Source organism: Azonexus hydrophilus, from assembly GCF_038368255.1.
GTDB classification, from domain to species: Bacteria; Pseudomonadota; Gammaproteobacteria; order Burkholderiales; family Rhodocyclaceae; genus Azonexus; species Azonexus hydrophilus.
Genome location: NZ_CP151406.1, coordinates 2,464,828 through 2,482,285 on the forward strand (window position 1 = coordinate 2,464,828; position 17,458 = coordinate 2,482,285).

General features: G+C 61.7%; 17 protein-coding genes. 3 read left to right on the forward strand and 14 right to left on the reverse strand.

Features of this window, described 5'->3' with window-relative positions:
* Positions 1–57: 57 nt before the first annotated feature.
* From AADV58_RS11895 to AADV58_RS11950, 12 genes are all read right to left on the reverse strand, one after another.
* The gene (locus AADV58_RS11895; RefSeq protein WP_341743300.1) at positions 58–855 is read right to left on the reverse strand and encodes a hypothetical protein; all 798 of its coding nucleotides are present in this window, start codon (positions 853–855) and stop codon (positions 58–60) included.
* A gap of 10 nt (positions 856–865) precedes the next feature.
* Complete coding sequence (zapE, locus tag AADV58_RS11900) at positions 866–1,984, reverse strand: cell division protein ZapE (RefSeq protein ID WP_341743301.1); 1,119 nt, start codon at positions 1,982–1,984, stop codon at positions 866–868.
* 101 nt (positions 1,985–2,085) lie between these two features.
* The gene (lpdA, locus tag AADV58_RS11905) at positions 2,086–3,507 is read right to left on the reverse strand and encodes a dihydrolipoyl dehydrogenase (RefSeq protein ID WP_028995012.1); all 1,422 of its coding nucleotides are present in this window, start codon (positions 3,505–3,507) and stop codon (positions 2,086–2,088) included.
* A 75-nt stretch (positions 3,508–3,582) separates the two neighbouring features.
* A complete protein-coding gene (gene odhB, locus AADV58_RS11910; RefSeq protein WP_028995011.1) occupies positions 3,583–4,818 on the reverse strand; it encodes a 2-oxoglutarate dehydrogenase complex dihydrolipoyllysine-residue succinyltransferase in 1,236 nt (411 codons plus the stop codon).
* A gap of 24 nt (positions 4,819–4,842) precedes the next feature.
* The gene (locus AADV58_RS11915) at positions 4,843–7,683 is read right to left on the reverse strand and encodes a 2-oxoglutarate dehydrogenase E1 component (RefSeq protein ID WP_424243810.1); all 2,841 of its coding nucleotides are present in this window, start codon (positions 7,681–7,683) and stop codon (positions 4,843–4,845) included.
* 99 nt (positions 7,684–7,782) lie between these two features.
* Positions 7,783–9,081: a citrate synthase gene (gene gltA / locus AADV58_RS11920; protein WP_028995009.1), complete on the reverse strand. Its 1,299-nt coding sequence runs from the start codon at positions 9,079–9,081 to the stop codon at positions 7,783–7,785.
* 65 nt (positions 9,082–9,146) lie between these two features.
* On the reverse strand, positions 9,147–9,413 hold the full coding sequence (locus tag AADV58_RS11925; protein WP_028995008.1) for a succinate dehydrogenase assembly factor 2: 267 nt from the start codon (positions 9,411–9,413) through the stop codon (positions 9,147–9,149).
* Positions 9,413–10,123 carry a succinate dehydrogenase iron-sulfur subunit gene (locus tag AADV58_RS11930; RefSeq protein WP_028995007.1) on the reverse strand — a complete coding sequence of 237 codons (711 nt, stop codon included), beginning with the start codon at positions 10,121–10,123 and terminating at the stop codon, positions 9,413–9,415. Before AADV58_RS11930 ends, AADV58_RS11925 begins: the two co-directional genes overlap by 1 nt.
* Positions 10,124–10,135: 12 nt before the next feature.
* Positions 10,136–11,920, reverse strand: coding sequence for a succinate dehydrogenase flavoprotein subunit (gene sdhA, locus AADV58_RS11935; RefSeq protein ID WP_028995006.1), 1,785 nt, complete (start codon positions 11,918–11,920; stop codon positions 10,136–10,138).
* 2 nt (positions 11,921–11,922) lie between these two features.
* On the reverse strand, positions 11,923–12,270 hold the full coding sequence (gene sdhD, locus AADV58_RS11940; RefSeq protein WP_028995005.1) for a succinate dehydrogenase, hydrophobic membrane anchor protein: 348 nt from the start codon (positions 12,268–12,270) through the stop codon (positions 11,923–11,925).
* Positions 12,267–12,647, reverse strand: coding sequence for a succinate dehydrogenase, cytochrome b556 subunit (gene sdhC, locus AADV58_RS11945; RefSeq protein WP_028995004.1), 381 nt, complete (start codon positions 12,645–12,647; stop codon positions 12,267–12,269). The genes sdhD and sdhC overlap by 4 nt, the downstream gene beginning before the upstream one ends.
* Positions 12,648–12,777: 130 nt before the next feature.
* Complete coding sequence (locus tag AADV58_RS11950; protein WP_341744551.1) at positions 12,778–13,506, reverse strand: GntR family transcriptional regulator; 729 nt, start codon at positions 13,504–13,506, stop codon at positions 12,778–12,780.
* 224 nt (positions 13,507–13,730) lie between these two features.
* Between AADV58_RS11950 and AADV58_RS11955 the strand changes: the two genes are divergently transcribed.
* The 3 genes from AADV58_RS11955 (at position 13,731) to AADV58_RS11965 (ending at position 16,499) form a co-directional block, all read left to right on the forward strand.
* On the forward strand, positions 13,731–14,723 hold the full coding sequence (locus tag AADV58_RS11955; RefSeq protein WP_341743302.1) for a malate dehydrogenase: 993 nt from the start codon (positions 13,731–13,733) through the stop codon (positions 14,721–14,723).
* 68 nt (positions 14,724–14,791) lie between these two features.
* A complete protein-coding gene (locus AADV58_RS11960) occupies positions 14,792–15,775 on the forward strand; it encodes an HpcH/HpaI aldolase/citrate lyase family protein (protein ID WP_281985209.1) in 984 nt (327 codons plus the stop codon).
* Positions 15,768–16,499 (forward strand): tRNA pseudouridine(65) synthase TruC, encoded by a 732-nt coding sequence (locus AADV58_RS11965; protein ID WP_341743303.1) that lies wholly within the window; start codon positions 15,768–15,770, stop codon positions 16,497–16,499. The genes AADV58_RS11960 and AADV58_RS11965 overlap by 8 nt, the downstream gene beginning before the upstream one ends.
* Here AADV58_RS11965 and AADV58_RS11970 read toward each other — a convergent pair.
* Positions 16,493–16,933: a CBS domain-containing protein gene (locus AADV58_RS11970; protein ID WP_281985213.1), complete on the reverse strand. Its 441-nt coding sequence runs from the start codon at positions 16,931–16,933 to the stop codon at positions 16,493–16,495. The genes AADV58_RS11965 and AADV58_RS11970 overlap by 7 nt on opposite strands.
* A 93-nt stretch (positions 16,934–17,026) precedes the next feature.
* Positions 17,027–17,458, reverse strand: coding sequence for a hypothetical protein (locus AADV58_RS11975; protein ID WP_051295380.1), 432 nt, complete (start codon positions 17,456–17,458; stop codon positions 17,027–17,029).

Below are 17,458 nucleotides of genomic sequence, written 5' to 3' on the forward strand. Positions count from 1 at the left end.
CTGCGCTGCCAAGGCCTGCATTATAGCCCTGAAAAAAGCCATGCTGCAGCACCAGGCTCAGTCGACTTCCTCGACCATCAGCCAGATCGAACGCGCATCGCGCATCTGCCCGGTGCCGACGCTGTACGAACCGCCCTGGCGCGTGTTCGCCTGCTGGCCGGTGCCGCCAAGTTCCATCCATTCGCCGAGCCGGCCGCTGACCGTGGTTGCCAGTCGTTGTCCGGCGATCACGCCCCGCCCTTCCAGTTGTTCGGCCTGCTGCGAGATTTCCAGCGTTACCCGATCGCCGCTGACCCGCGGGCTGGCGTGGAAGCCGCTGCCGATGTCGCGATAGACGACGCTGTCGTTGACGATGGCGCCGCCCGGACCGACGGCAACCTGGCGCATCGGCACCGGCAGCGAGCGGCCAACCTGGATGAAGGCACGGCCGCCTTCGACGGTCTGCACCCGCTGGGCGGCATTTTCGCCGCGCTGGCTGCGGGTGTCCCAGACGCGCGCATCGACACTGGCCTGCGGCTTGCCGCCGAAGATGACCTGGCCGACGGCTTCGGCGCCCCGGTTGGCGGATTGTTGCTGGCGGTCGTGGGCCACGTGGATGATCAGGCGCCGGGCCGGCTTGTCGATCGCCGCCAGCGCCCGCTTGATGTCCTCGCGGTTGCGCGGCGAGGTACGCAGGAACAGTTGATTGTTCATGCCGGTCAGCGTGCCGCCCGGCTCGACCAGCGGCAGCAGGGCCGGCAGCACTTCATCGACCGTCCGGCTCTTGAGTTCGATGACCTCCAGCGACTGCGCCTGGACGATGCCGATCCAGCACAGCAGAAACAGGCCGAACAGGGTGTGCAGACGCTGGCGCATGGTCTTCTCCTCAGGGTGCGACGATATGCGGCTGGGCCAGATATTCGCGCGAGTTCATCTCGGTCAGACGGCTTACTGTACGCTTGAATTCGCTGGCCTGGGTACCCTCGGTGTACAGTTCGTCGGCAGCACAGTCGGCGGTGGCGATCAGCTTGACCTTGTTGTCGTAGAAGACATCGACCAGCCAGGTGAAGCGACGCGCCTCCGAGGCCTGGTGCACAGTCATTTTCGGTATCTTCGACAGCAGCACGGTATGGTAACTGCGCGAGATTTCGAGATAGTCGTTCTGCGAGCGCGGACCACCGCACAGGGTGCGGAAGTCGAACCAGATCACGCCATGCCCGCGCCGCACCGTCGGGATATCGCGATCCAGCACCTCGATATGTCCGCCGCGCTTGCCCTCCTCGCCGGCCACCATGTGGAAGTATTCGAGCATCTTGGCTTCGGCGGCATCGTCGGCAGGATGGTGATAGATCTCGACCTGCTCAAGTGCGCGCAAGCGATAATCGATGCCGGCCTCGACTTCATAGACGTCGAGATTCCGGTTCAGCAAGGCGATGGCCGGCAGGAAGCTCTCACGATGCAGGCCGTTCGGGTAGAGCCGGTCCGGCGGGTAGTTCGAGGTCATAACCAGGATCACGCCGTTGGCGAAAAGCCCTTCGAGCAGGCGGCCGAGAATCATTGCATCGGCAATGTCGGAAACGTGGAATTCGTCGAAACAGAGCAGGCGCACCTCCTTGGCGATAGACTCGGCCAGCTTCAGCATGGGATCGGGCTCGCCCTTGAATTTCTCCAGGTCGCGGTGGATCTGCTGCATGAAGGAATGGAAATGCAGGCGTTTCTTGCGCCGGTATGGGACCGAGTCGTAGAAGCAATCCATCAGGAAGCTCTTGCCGCGCCCGACGCCGCCCCAGAAATACACGCCCTTGGGCGGCTTGGGCGGGCTGAGCAGGCGCTTGAGGGTGCTGCCGCGCTGCACCTTGAATTGCAGCAACTGGGTGTAGAGGTTCTGCAGGGCATTCGCCGCCGCCATCTGCGCCGCGTCGGCAACATAGCCGCGTTCGGCAAGCAGCGCATTGTAGGCATCGAGCATCCCGGTCGGGGAGACATTGAGTTTTTTATGAGGCATCGAGGCGTCGTTATTCTGGATTGGGGGAAGAGTCGCTATTTTCGCAAATAAAAAAGGCGGTTGCGTCACCGCAACCGCCTTTTGTGCCGGAAAAACCGGGCTTAGAAGTGCAGCGAGCGCTTGTCGCAGGCCAGGGCAGCTTCGTGCACGATTTCCGACAGCGTCGGGTGGGCGTGGCAGATGCGGCCGAGGTCTTCGGAAGCACCAGCAAACTCCATCGTGACGACAGCTTCGGCGATCAGCTCGGAGGCGCTGTTGCCGATGATGTGCACACCGAGGATGCGGTCGGTCTTGGCGCAGGCCAGGACCTTGACGAAGCCGCTGGCGTCGCCGTTGCCGAGTGCCCGGCCGCTGGCCATGAACGGCACCTTGCCCGGCTTGTAGGCAATGCCTTCGGCCTTGAGCTGCTGTTCGGTCTTGCCGACCCAGGCGATTTCCGGATGGGTGTAGACCACGCCCGGGATCGTCTCGAAGTTGCAGTGACCGGCCTGACCGGCGATCAGTTCGGCAACCATGACGCCCTCTTCCGAGGCCTTGTGCGCCAGCATCGGACCGCGAACGACGTCGCCGACCGCCCAGACGTTGGGCAGGTTGGTCTGGCAGTGACCGTTGACTTCAACCTGGCCGCGCTCGTTCAGCTTCAGGCCAACGGCGTCGCCGTTGAGGCCGTCGGTGTTCGGTATGCGACCGACCGAAACAATCAGCTTGTCGCATTCGAGCTTCTTGGCACCGTCCTTGTCTTCGTACTCGACGGTGACACCCTTCTTGGCGACCGAGACCTTGCCCAGCTTGATGCCGGTGGTGATCTTCAGGCCCTGCTTGGTGAACAGCTTGAGCGCTTCCTTGGCGATGTCCTGGTCGGCGAACGGCAGGAAGTCCGGAGCGGCTTCGAGCACGGTGACGTCGGTACCGAGACGACGCCAGACCGAGCCCATTTCCAGGCCGATGACGCCGGCGCCGATGACGCCCAGACGCTTCGGCGCGGCGTCGAAATCGAGCGCGCCGACGTTGTCGCAGATGACCTTGTTATCGACCGGGATGCCGTCGAGGTGGCGCGGCTTGGAGCCGGTAGCGATGATCACGTGCTTGGCCAGGACTTCTTCCTCGCCAACCTTGACCTTGTACAGTTCGCCTTCCTTGCCGGCGAAGCTGGCGTGACCGTTGAGGCCGGTGACCTTGTTCTTCTTGAACAGGCCACGGATGCCGCCGGTCAGCTGGGTGACGATGGTGTTCTTGCGGCCGATCATGGTGCCGACGTCAATGCTGACGCCCTTGGCCGAGATGCCGTGCATGGCGAAGGAATGATTGGCTTCTTCGTAGAGTTCCGAAGAGCGCAGCAGGGCCTTGGACGGGATGCAGCCCACGTTCAGGCAGGTACCGCCAAGACGCGGTTCGCCCTTGGGATCGGCATAGGCGTTGGATTCGGCACAGGCGGTGTTGAAGCCGAGCTGAGCAGCGCGGATGGCGGCAACATAGCCGCCGGGGCCACCACCGATGACGAGCACGTCGAATTGCTTGGACATGTGTAAACCTTTCAGATTTCAGATGTGCAAAAGCGCCAGCGCCTGGAATCAGGCACTGGCGCCGGCAAACGTCGATCAGACGCCGAGGAGCAGACGGGCCGGATCTTCCAGCGCTTCCTTCATGGCCACCAGACCGAGGACGGCTTCACGGCCGTCGATGATGCGGTGATCGTAGGACATGGCGAGGTAGTTGATCGGACGCACGACGACCTGACCATTTTCCACCACGGCACGGTCCTTGGTGGCATGAATGCCGAGGATCGCGGATTGCGGCGGGTTGATGATCGGGGTGGACATCATCGAACCGAAGATGCCGCCGTTCGAGATCGAGAAGGTACCGCCGGTCAGTTCTTCGATCGACAGCTTGCCATCCTTGGCCTTGTTGCCGAACTCGGCGATCTTCTTCTCGATGTCGGCGATCGACATCTGGTCTGCGTTGCGGATGATCGGCACGACCAGGCCACGCGGCGAACCGACAGCGATACCGATGTCGATGTAGCCGTGGTAGACGATGTCGTTACCGTCGACCGAAGCGTTCAGGATCGGGAACTTCTGCAGGGCGGCACAGGCAGCCTTGACGAAGAAGCCCATGAAGCCGAGGCGAACGCCGTGGGTCTTCTCGAACTTCTCGCCGTACTGCTTGCGCAGGGCCATGACCGGGGCCATGTTCACTTCGTTGAACGTGGTCAGGATGGCGTTGGTCTGTTGCGACTGCAGCAGGCGCTCGGCGATGCGGGCGCGCAGGCGGGTCATCGGCACGCGCTCTTCGGTGCGGTCGCCGAGGGCGACGCCAGTCGGCGGCACCGGCAGCGAGGTGGTCGACTTGGCAGCAACGACCGGGCCGGCAGCCGGCTTGGCCTGGGCGGCCACGGCATCTTCCTTGGTCACGCGACCGCCACGACCCGAACCGGCAACGTCAGCGGCAGCGATGCCCTTCTCGTCGAGGATCTTGCGGGCAGCCGGGCTGGCCGTACCGGCCGGTGCAGCAGCGGCCGGGGCCGGGGCGGCGGCAGGCGCAGCAGCCTTCGGTGCTTCGGCAGCCGGGGCCGGTGCAGCCGCACCAGCGACGGCAGCGGTGTCGATCCGGGCGATCAGTTCGCCGGAAACCACGGTCTCGCCGTCAGCCTTGATGATTTCGACCAGCACGCCAGCGCCGGGCGACGGCACTTCGAGGACGACCTTGTCGGTTTCGATGTCGATCAGGATTTCGTCGCGGGCGACGGCTTCGCCGATCTTCTTCTTCCAGGAAGCCAGCGTACCTTCGGCGACGGACTCGGACAGTTGCGGAACTTGAACTTCGATAATGCTCATGGTGACTCCACTCTGCTTTAGTTATCAGTACTCGATCTTGCCCAGGGCGGACTCGATCAGTGCCTTTTGTTGCTCGTTGTGCTTGGCCAGATAGCCAACCGCCGGGGACGAGGAAGCCGGACGGGACACCAGCAGCATCTTCTGCTTGCTGCCGAGTTGCGAATCCAGGTGGTGACGCGAGGCGATCCAGTACCAGGCGCCCTGATTGCGGGGTTCTTCCTGGGCCCAGACGATTTCGGTCGCCTTCGGATACTTGGCCAGCTCCTGTTCGAGCGATTCCTTCGGGAAAGGATACAACTGCTCGAGACGGACGATGGCAATATCGTTGATCTTCTTCTCACGGCGGGCGTTGACCAGGTCGTAGTAGACCTTGCCGCAGCACAGCACGACGCGCTTGACCTTCTTCGGATCGAGGTCGTCCACTTCACCGATGACGCGCTGGAATTCGCCGTTGGCCAGTTCTTCCAGCGACGAGGCGGCATCCTTGTGGCGCAGCAGCGACTTGGGCGACATGACGATCAGCGGCTTGCGCTGCATGCGGACACCCTGACGGCGCAGCATGTGGAAGACCTGGGCGGCCGTGGTCGGCACGCAGACTTCCATGTTCATTTCGGCGCACAACTGCATGAAGCGTTCCAGGCGGGCGGACGAGTGTTCCGGACCCTGACCTTCGTAGCCGTGCGGCAACAGCATGACCAGACCGCAGGCGCGGCCCCACTTGGCTTCGCCGGAAGCGATGAACTGGTCGATGACGACCTGGGCACCGTTGGCGAAGTCGCCGAACTGACCTTCCCAGATCACCAGCTCGTACGGGTTGGCCGAAGCGTAGCCGTAGTCGAAGGCGAGCACGGCCTCTTCGGACAGGACCGAGTCGTAGCACTGGAAGCCGGCCTGCTTTTCCTGCAGGTTCTTCAGCGGATGGTAGGTGCCGGTGTCCCAGTTGGTACGGTTCTGGTCGTGGAAGGCAGCATGACGGTGGAAGAAGGTACCGCGACCGACGTCTTCACCGGAGATGCGGACGCCGTAGCCGGAAACCAGCAGCGAAGCGTAGGCCAGGTTCTCGGCCATACCCCAGTCGACCGGCAGCTTGCCCTCGCCCATCGCGGCGCGATCCTCGACGATCTTCTTGACGCGCGAATGCAGCGTGAAGCCTTCCGGCAAGGTGGTCAGGCGCTGAGCCAGGCGTTGCAGTTCGGCAACCGGCACACGGGTATCGCAGGTCTCGATGTAGTTCTTCGTCAGGAACGGCGTCCAGTCGATGGTCATCGGATGCTTGTAGCCGGCCAGCACCGGGTTGTACAGCAGCTCGCCCTTGTCCAGGTGCTCGCGGTATTCCTTGATCATCAGGTCAGGACCGTCGGCCGGCAGCGTGCCTTCGGCGATCAGCTTGTCGCCGTACAGCTTGCGGGTACCCGGATGCTTGGCAATGATCTTGTACATCAGCGGCTGCGTGACCATCGGCTCGTCCTGCTCGTTGTGACCGAGCTTGCGGTAGCAGATGATGTCGACGACGACGTTCTTCTGGAAGGTCTGGCGATATTCGACTGCCAGCTGGGTAACCAGCGCCACGGCTTCCGGATCGTCACCATTGACGTGGAAGATCGGGGCATCGGACATCTTGAAGATGTCGGTGCAATAGTGGCCGGAACGGTAATCGCGCGGGTCGGAGGTGGTGAAACCGACCTGGTTGTTGACCACGATGTGCAGCGTGCCGCCGACGCCGTAACCGCGCGTCTGCGAGAAATTGAGCATTTCCTGGTTGACACCCTGACCGGCAACGGCAGCGTCACCGTGGATCAGGATGGGCATGACCTTGTGCTTGCTGCCTTCACCGCGACGAACCTGGCGGGCATAGACCGAGCCTTCAACCACCGGGTTGACGATTTCGAGGTGCGACGGGTTGAAGGCCAGCGTCAGGTGGCAGGCGCCCCCCGGGGTTTGCACGTCAGACGAGAAGCCCATGTGGTACTTGACGTCGCCGGCCGACAGGTCGCTCTTCTTCTTGCCTTCGAATTCGGCGAAGAGCATTGACGGGGCCTTGCCCAGCGTATTGACCAGCACGTTCAGGCGACCGCGGTGGGCCATGCCGACGACGACTTCGTCAACGCCCATGGCGCCGCCGGTACGCACGGCCTCATCCATGGCGACGATCAGCGATTCACCGCCTTCGAGCGAGAAGCGCTTCTGGCCGACATACTTGGTATGCAGGTAGCGCTCAAGGGTCTCGGCTGCCGTCAGGCGCTCAAGGATGCGCTTCTTCTGGTCGACGTTGAAGGTCGGACGCGAGCGGATGCTTTCCAGCTTTTCCTGCAGCCAGCGCTTCTCGGTGTAATCGGTCATGTACATGTACTCGACACCGATGGTGCCGCAGTACGTCTGCTTCAGCGTTTCGAGGATGTCGCTGAACTTGGCGTTTTCCGGCAGACCCTTGAGCGAACCGACGTTGAAGGTCTGGTTCAGGTCGGCGTCGGTGAAGCCGTAGAAGGACGGCTCCAGTTCGTCGAGCTTCGGACGCGGCAGGCGCTTGAGCGGATCGAGATCGGCCCAGCGCGTACCGAGCGAGCGGTAGGCGGTGACCAGCTGGCCGACGGCCGACTGCTTCTTGTGTTCGGTCGTCGACGAAGCCGGGGCGGCCGGCTTGAAGCCACCGCTCTTGGCCAGTTCGGCGAAAGCCGAGACCACCGGGGCGTGCGCCACATCGCGGGCGACAAAGCCGGGCATCTGAGCCAGGTGATCGAAGTAATCGCGCCACTCGGCCGGAACCGAGGTCGGATCGTTGAGGTAGTTTTCGTAAATTTCTTCGACGAAGGGTGCGTTACCGCCAAAGTAAAGCGTGCTGTCGAATTTATCGTTCATCGTAGTCATAGGCGTCCCCACCAGGGTTTGTTCTCTGTCGCTGCGGTTGCAGTCCGACAATTCTCCGCATGTAAAAAAGGGCGGCCCACGGCCGCCCGATTCTTTTTATTAGCCGCGTTGGGCGAGCGGTACCACGTCGCGCTTGGCAGCGCCCATGTACAACTGACGCGGACGGCCGATCTTGTATTCCGGATCGGAGATCATTTCTTCCCACTGCGTCATCCAGCCGACCGTACGGGCCAGCGCGAAGATACAGGTGAACATCTCGGTCGGGATACCGATCGCCTTCTGGACGATACCAGAGTAGAAGTCGACGTTCGGGTAGAGCTTCTTCTCGACAAAGTACGGATCTTCCAGCGCGATCTTTTCCAGTTCCATGGCCAGCTTGAACAGGCGATCGTTTTCCAGGCCCAGTTCGCCGAGAACGTCATTGCACACCTTGCGCATCAGCTTGGCGCGCGGGTCGAAGTTCTTGTAGACGCGGTGACCGAAGCCCATCAGCTTGAACGAATCGTTCTTGTCCTTGGCACGCTTGATGTACTCGCCAACACGCGAAACGTCGCCGATTTCTTCCAGCATCTGCAGGCAGGCTTCGTTCGCGCCGCCGTGTGCCGGACCCCACAGACAGGCGATACCGGCCGAGATACAGGCAAACGGGTTGGCGCCCGACGAACCGGCCAGACGGACGGTCGAGGTCGAGGCATTCTGTTCGTGGTCGGCGTGCAGCGTGAAGATGACGTCAAGGGCGCGGACCAGCACCGGATTCGGCACGTACTTCTCGCACGGGTTGCCGAACATCATGCGCATGAAGTTGGCGGTGTAGTCCAGATCGTTGTCCGGATACAGGAACGGTGCGCCGGTGTTGTACTTGTAAGCCATGGCGACGATGGTCGGCAGCTTGGCCACGATACGGTTGAAGCTGATGTTGCGGTGCTCGGCATCCGAGTAGTCCATGGCTTCGTGGTAGAAGGCGGACAGGGCGCCAACGACACCGACCATGACGGCCATCGGATGCGCGTCACGACGGAAACCGTTGTAGAAACGGGTCAGCTGGTCGTGCACCATCGTGTGCTTCTTGATGGTGGTTTCGAAATTGAGCTTCTCGGTGGCGTTCGGCAGTTCGCCGTTCTTCAGCAGGTAGGCAACTTCCAGGAAGTTGCAGTTCTCGGCCAGTTGCTCGATCGGGTAACCGCGGTACAGCAGTTCGCCCTTGTCGCCGTCGATGAAGGTGATCTTGGACTTGCAGCTGGCGGTGGACAGGAAACCGGAGTCGTAGGTGAACAGGCCGGTCTTGCCGCCCAGGGTACGGATGTCGACACAGTCGTTGCCGTGCGTCGGGGACATGATCGGGAAATCGACAGGTGCTTGTCCGTCGATACTCAAAGTTGCCTTGCGTTCGGTCGTCATGGTTTTATTCCCTTTACAGGTGTTGGTTATCACTGCGCTGCCAAAATACGGTCAACGTTACAAAATTAGCCCGCTAACCTTACTGAACACTTACGTAGTTTTTCGACGACGGGCACGAAGCGTGCCTCATCCTCGTTACATTCTTCCTTGCCGCTGATCAGGTACCAGAGGTCGTGGTCCTCCAGCGCGACCAAATCCACGAACGCCGCCTGCTCTTCCTCGGTCAACTGATCGAATCCGTCGTCGAGAAAACGCGTCAGCGTGATGTCGAGTTCGAGCAGTGCGCGGCGGATGCAACGCCAGCGCAGGCGTTCGTAGTCCTGGCGTTCCATCAGACGGCGCGGGCGACCATCATGTCCTTGATCTTGCCGATGGCCTTGGTCGGGTTCAGACCCTTCGGGCACACGTCAACACAGTTCATGATGGTATGGCAACGGAACAGACGGTACGGGTCCTCGAGGTTGTCGAGGCGCTCGTTGGTCGCCTGGTCGCGCGTATCGGCGATGAAACGGTAAGCAGCCAGCAGGCCAGCCGGGCCGACGAACTTGTCCGGGTTCCACCAGAACGACGGACAAGAGGTCGAGCAACAGGCACACAGGATGCACTCATAGAGGCCGTTCAGCTCTTCACGATCTTCCGGCGACTGGAGACGCTCGCGCTCCGGCGCCGGATCGTTGTTGATCAGGTAGGGCTTGATCGAGTGGTACTGCTTGAAGAACTGGGTCATGTCGACGATCAGGTCGCGGATGACCGGCAGACCGGGCAGCGGACGCAGCACGATCGGCTGCTTCAGTTCGTCGATGTCGGTCAGACAGGCCAGGCCGTTCTTGCCGTTGATGTTCATCGCATCGGAACCGCAGACGCCTTCGCGGCAGGAACGACGGTACGACAGCGTGTCGTCCTTCGCCTTCAGCTTGGTCAGGGCATCAAGCAGCTTGCGATCGGTCGGCTCGAGCTCGACCGAGATGTCCTGCATGTAGGGCGCGTCGTCCTTGTCCGGATCGTAGCGGTAGATGCTGAATTGAACCGTACGTTTGCTCATGTTCTTCTCCGATTAGTACGAACGCGTCTTCAGCGCGATGGGTTCGACGGTCAGCGGCTGCATGTTGACCGGCTTGTACGTGATGCTGTTGTCGACCGGATTGAACAGCGTGTGCTTGAGCCACTCGGCGTCGTTGCGACCGTTCGGGAATTCCGGGGTATCCGGCGCATCGTCGCGGACGTGAGCACCGCGCGATTCCTTGCGGGCCTCGGCGGAGAGCATCGTCGCCTTGGCGACCTCGATCAGGTTTTCCATTTCGAGGGCTTCGGTACGGGCCGTGTTCCAGGCCATCGACTTGTCCTTGATCTCGAGCTCGCGAGCGGCCTTCTCGACTTCGAGGATCTTCTCGACGCCGGACTTGAGCATGTCGCCGAAACGGAACACGCCAGCGTGGTTCTGCATCGTGCGCTGCATGGCCAGACGGGTTTCGTGCACGTTGGCACCGCCCTTGCGGTTGTCGATGGCAGAGATGCGGGCCAGCGACTGCTCGGCAGCGTCCTTCGGCAGTTCGCGATGGGCCTTGCCGGCCTTGAGGTCTTCCACGGCGGAATCACCGGCTGACTTGCCGAAGACCAGCAGGTCGAGCAGCGAGTTGGTGCCAAGGCGGTTGGCGCCATGCACCGAGGCACAGGCACATTCGCCGGCAGCGTAAAAGCCCGGAACGACAGCGTTGTAGTCGCCGTTCTGCGGGGTCACGACACGACCGGAGTAATGCGTCGGGATGCCGCCCATCTGGTAGTGACAGGTCGGCACGACCGGCAGCGGTTCCTTGATGCAATCGACACCGGCGAATTGCAGGCCGATTTCACGGATACCCGGCAGGCGCTTCATGATGGTGTTCGGATCGAGGTGGGTGATGTCGAGCAGGACGTAGTCCTTGTTGACGCCACAACCGCGGCCTTCGTTGATTTCGGTGGTCATGGCGCGGGAAACCACGTCACGCGACGCCAGATCCTTGGCGTTCGGCGCGTAGCGCTCCATGAAGCGTTCCTTGTTGGCATTGCGCAGAATGCCGCCTTCGCCACGGACGCCTTCGGTAATCAGCACGCCGGCACCGGCGACGCCGGTCGGGTGGAATTGCCAGAATTCCATGTCTTCGAGCGGGATACCGGCACGTGCTGCCATGCCCAGGCCGTCACCGGTATTGATGAAGGCATTGGTCGAAGAATAGTAGATACGGCCGGCACCGCCGGTCGCGAAGATGGTGGCGCGGGTGTGGAAGATGACGACCTGACCGGTCTCCATTTCCATCGCCGTGACGCCGACGACATGACCTTCGGCATCGCGGATCAGGTCCAGGGCCATCCATTCGACGAAGAACTGGGTGTTGGCCTTGACGTTGCGCTGGTACATCGCGTGCAGCATGGCGTGACCGGTACGGTCAGCGGCAGCACAGGAACGGCGCACCGGCTTTTCACCGAAGTTCGACATGTGGCCGCCGAACGGACGCTGGTAAATCTTGCCGTCGTCGGTACGGTCGAACGGCATGCCGTAGTGTTCGAGCTCGACCACGCACTCGTTGGCCTTGCGCACCATGAACTCGATCGCGTCCTGGTCGCCGAGCCAGTCGGAGCCCTTGACGGTGTCGTACATGTGCCAGTGCCAGTGATCTTCCTCGGAGTTGCCGAGCGAGGCAGCAACACCACCCTGGGCAGCAACGGTATGCGAACGGGTCGGGAAGACCTTGGACAGAACGGCCGTCTTCAGGCCGGCTTCGGACAACTGGATTGCGGAACGCAGACCGGCGCCACCGGCACCGACGATGACCGCATCAAATTTCAGAACAGGAATACTCACGCTTACAGCCTCCAGAGAATCGCGGCAACCCAGGCGGTGTAACCCACCAGCAGGGTAACGGTCAGCACATGCAGCGACAGGCGCAGGCCGGTCGGCTTGATGTAATCCATCCACAGGTCACGCATGCCGATCCAGGCATGGTAGAAGAGGCTGACGAAGAACAGGAAGGTCAGGAACTTGATCACGCCGATGGCGAAAATCGCCTTCCAGGCCTCGAAGCCCGAAGGCTGGGCGATGAGCAGGACAGCCGCCATCACCACCGTATACACAGCCATGACAACAGCAGTGGCGCGCTGGGCAATCCAGTCCTTGAGACCGTAATGGGCGCCGACAACGATACGATTGATCACAGCAGAACCCCCCACAGGATCAGGGTCAGCGGAATGCTGACAGCGAACACGACCGCCGCCGACTTGCGGGCGGCTTCCTTCTCGATGCCGACATGCAGATCCAGCAGCAGGAAGCGGATACCAGCGCAGAAGTGATGCACGAAGGCCCAGATCAGACCGGCAATGATCACCTTAACCAGCAACATTCCAGTGACCGCCGAAAAGGCCTCGGGCGACTCAAAGCTGGCGCCGAACAGCCAGACGATTACCGGAAGGCACAGGAACAAGCCGGCACCGCTGACACGATGCAGAATTGAAACCTTGCCAGGCAACGGCAACCTGATGGTCGTCAAGTCCAAGTTTTTTGGACGTTTTTTCTTGATGGACATCTCTGCCATGAACACCATCCCTCGCGTAAGAGTGCGGATTATCCGCTTGTACGTGGTTTGAAAAGAGCCGTAATTATACAGCTAAAAAACGCCCGCAAAGCGCGTCATGCTGTGCTTTTGCGACCAACATAACCCCGGATCAACCAAGGTCATTCCGATAATAGTGATGTGCCGTGCAATACAGGCCGCGACGCCACTCGACCGGCTTGTTGCCATAGGTGTAAGCAGTACGCTCGACCAGCAACAAAGGGGCGCCGACATCCACCCCCAGATGACCGGCACTTTCCGCGTCCGCGGCAACCGCGCGCAGGCGCTCCTCGGCGCTGATCATGCGCACGCCGAAATCGCTTTCAAACAGACTGTAGAGCGAGCGTTCGCCGGCGCGCAGCGCCTCCAGCGTCAGTTCATTGAACAGATCGCCCACCAGATAGAGCTGGTCGAAAACGACGGTCTGGCCGGCAAAACTGAGCAGACGCTTGACATGAATGACCGGATCACCGAGTCGCAGACCAAGCTCGCGCGCAACCTCAGGAGAAGCCGGAATCTTTTCGCAGAAAAAAGGTTTGCTGACCGACGGAACAGCCACCCCATCGTCCGGCAAGAGCCGCAGGAAACGGTAGAAGGAGCGCGGGTCGCTGTGCGTGGAAACAAAGGTTCCCTTACCCTGGCGACGGACCAGCATGTTTTCGGCCGCCATTTCGTCGATGGCCTTGCGCACGGTGCCCTGGCTGACGTTGAAACGTTGCGCCAGTTCGCCTTCACTGGGGATCGCGTCGCCCGGCCCCCACTCGCCGCGCTCCAGGCTGGCGATCAGGAAATCCTTGATCTGCCGGTAGAGCGGACTGAACGTAGGCGCCGTCGAGCGCATTGCGGAACGGTTTGCATCACGGGTCATGGCCCGGGATTTCAGCACAATTCCGGTGCAGCGTCCACGAAAAGTTGTCTTATATAAGACACATGATGAATTGACAGCGCCACGCCGAACTTCTAACATCCGCGCTTCCACTGCCGACCCAACGCAAGCTCAGAAAAATTCGGCAACTGGATGCGCAAACACAATTTAACCAAGCTACTCAAGACCAGGAGCGACTCATGTCCAAAGCCCCCATGCGTGTTGCCGTCACCGGCGCCGCCGGCCAGATCGGTTATAGCCTGCTGTTCCGTATTGCCTCGGGCGAAATGCTCGGCAAGGACCAGCCGGTCATCCTGCAATTGCTCGACCTGCCGCAAGCCCAAAAGGCTGTTCAGGGCGTGATGATGGAACTCGACGACTGCGCCTTCCCGCTGCTCGCCGGCATGGTCGCCACCGACGACCCGAACGTCGCTTTCAAGGACGCCGACGTCTGCCTGCTGGTCGGTGCCCGTCCGCGCGGCCCCGGCATGGAACGCGCCGACCTGCTGACCGCCAACGGCGCGATCTTCACGGTTCAGGGCAAGGCCATCGCTGAAAACGCCAAGGAAGACGTCAAGGTTCTGGTCGTCGGCAACCCCTGCAACACCAACGCCTACATCGCCCGCTCTGCCGCGATCAAGGTTGGCCGCACCAACCCGAACAACTACCACGGCATGCTGCGCCTCGACCACAACCGTGCGCTGACCCAGCTGGCCCAGAAGTCCGGCCGTCCGGTCTCCTCGCTCAAGCAACTGGTCGTCTGGGGCAACCACTCGCCGTCGATGTACGCCGACTACCGTTTCGTCACCTCCAACGGCGACAGCGTCAAGAACATCATCAATGACGCCGCCTGGAACAACGACGTCTTCCTGCCGACCGTCGGCAAGCGCGGCGCCGCCATCATCGACGCCCGCGGCCTGTCGTCCGCTGCTTCGGCCGCCAACGCCGCCATCGACCACATCCGCGACTGGCACCTCGGTTCTTCCGAGTGGGTCACGATGGGTATCCCGGCACCGGCCGACAACGGCTACGGCATCCCGGAAGGCCTGGTCTTCGGCTTCCCGTGCGAGTGCAAGAACGGCACCTTCACCCTGATCAAGGGCCTGGAGATCGACGACTACGCCAAGAGCAAGATCGCCATCACCCTGAAGGAACTGGAAGACGAGCGCGCTGCTGTCGCCAGCATGCTGTAATCCTTTTCAGCACCCGGAAAGGCCGCGGTAAAATACCGCGGCCTTTTTCATTTGTCCGACGATATTCCATGCGCCATCCCAAGCACGTCCTGTTCGCGGGTGAAAAGCCCTTCCCCATCCTGCCCGCCGTCGACCACTACGCCGGCTCGGAAAAACTGATGAAGAAGGCCCTGCAACTGCAGCAGGAACTCGGCCCGATCTTCGACATCACCTGCGATTGCGAAGACGGCGCCCATGCTGGCGCCGAGCGCGAACACGCCGAAATGGCCGCGGCGCTGATCCTGTCCGACGACAACCGCTACCACCGGGTCGGCGCCCGCATCCACGATGTAACGCACGCGCACTGGCGCCAGGACCTGGAAATCCTGGTCGGCATCGCCGGCCGTCGCCTGCCCTTCATCACCCTGCCAAAGCCCTGCAGCGCCGCCGATGTGCAGACGCAGATCGCCGCCCTGCGCGAGATCGAGCAGCGCTGCGGCATCGCCCAGCCGATTCCCGTTCACGTCCTGATCGAAACTCACGGCGCCCTGCGCGAAGTCTGGCAGATCGCTGCCCTGCCCGGTGTCGAATCGCTCGACTTCGGCCTGATGGACTTCGTTTCCGGTCACCACGGCGCGATTCCCGGCAGCGCCATGAAGAGCCCCGGCCAGTTCGACCATCCGCTGGTCGCCCGCGCCAAGTGCGAAATCAGCGCTGCCGCCCTGGCCTGCGGCGTGGTGCCGTCGCACAACGTGACCACCGAACTCAAGGACATCGACACCATCCGCAACGACGCGCTGCGTGCCCGCCGCGAATTCGGCTATCTGCGCATGTGGAGCATCCACCCCAATCAGATTCAGCCCATCGTCGAAGCCATGCGTCCGGACTTTTCCGAAGTCCAGGCTGCCAGCGAAATTCTGATCGCCGCCCAGGACAAGGACTGGGGCCCGATCCAGCACGCCGGCAAGCTGCACGACCGCGCCTCCTATCGCTACTACTGGGAATTGCTCGACCGCGCCCACGTCACCGGCATGGAGCTTCCCGACGTAGCGAAGCAGCGTTTCTTTGCCTGAAACCCTGCCCATTCTCTACCGCGACGAACACATCGTCGCCATCGACAAGCCGGCCAAGCTGCTCGTCCACCGCTCAGAGATCGACCGCCACGAAACCCGTTTCGCGATCCAGATCCTGCGCGACCAGATCGGCCAGAAGGTCTGGCCGGCGCACCGGCTTGACCGCGGCACCTCGGGCATCCTGCTGTTCGGCTTGAATCCGGAAATCGCCAGCCTGCTCGGCCGTCAGTTTGCCGAGGGTCAGGTCAGCAAACGCTATCTCGCCGTCGTTCGCGGCCATCCGCCCGAGAACGGCTCTATCGATCACCCGCTGACGCGCCAGCGCGACGATTACGAATTCCAGGGCGAGCGCAGCAGCCAGGAAGCCCAGGCCGCACTAACCCATTTCCGCCGTCTGGCGAGCATCGAATTACCGGTCGAGGTCGACCGCTACCCGGTCAGCCGCTACGCGCTGCTTGAACTGGAACCGGTCACCGGCCGCAAACATCAATTGCGCCGCCACCTCAAGCACATCGCCCACCCGATCATCGGCGACGCCACTTACGGCAAGGGCAGGCACAACCGTTATTTCGCGGAAACCCTGGGCTGCGACCGCTTGCTGCTGGCGTGTACGCAACTGGGCTTCAGCCACCCGGTGGATGGCCGAAGCATCAAGCTGAAATGCCCGCCGGGCGACAGCTTCGCCGCCCTGCTCGAACGTTTCGACTGGCCCCTGGCTCAGTAGCCGATCGACGACTCCAGCGCCTCCATGCGGCGCATGTCGCCTTCAAGCTCGATCATGTCCTGACCCAGCGCATCGCGCGCCGAAACCATGCCGATCGCCCGTCCGCCAGCGTCGACGACCGGCACATGGCGGAAACCTTCCTCGGCCATCATGTGCAGCGCATGCGACAAGGGCTTGTCTTCGCGGATGGTCAGCGGGTCCGCCACCATCACCGCTGACAGGTTTGTGGCATCGGGATCCAGGCCAGCCGCCAGCACCTTGTTCAGTGCATCGCGCTCGGTAAAGATGCCGGCAATGCTACCGCCCGACAGGATCAGCAGCGCACCTATCCTTTTTTCCGCCATCAGCCGACTGGCTGCACGAACGGTCATGTCCGGGGTTGCCGTGATTAGCGGGCGACCCTCGAGCACATCGGAAATCATTCTTCTGGGCATGTCTTGTCTCCTTGTCGTTATGAATCAGGTGTCAGCCTGACAGCCGTATATTGTGGCTTTATGACTGTCGGCACAAGATTGGAGACAAGCCGGTCAACGCTTTAGTTCATAAACCACGCGCACCCGTGCGTCAGCCCGTGACAACTCGACAAAACCGATACCGCCGGGATTGGCCGCCACCCACTTGACGACTTCCTCGGTCGAGGCGAGACGCGGCGGGGCCTGCATGCGCCCGGTGAACACCTGGCGCGACCAATAGGCGTTGATCTCCGAAACATCCTTGCCAACCAGTAGTTTGTAGAACTGCGCACGCTTTGGATGAGCATCGTCAAGATCAACCGGCATCGCCTCAACCCCGTTGAAGAATTGACGATTGCGCCCGAAAAAGACGTTGATGACCTCGTTACGCGTCATCGCGGCAACGCCATTACGCGCGTTGACGACCACGACCAGTTCGGCCAGGGCGATACCCGGCCCCAGGCTGGCCAGCAGAACGAGGAAAATCTTGAAAAGAAGTCGGCGCAT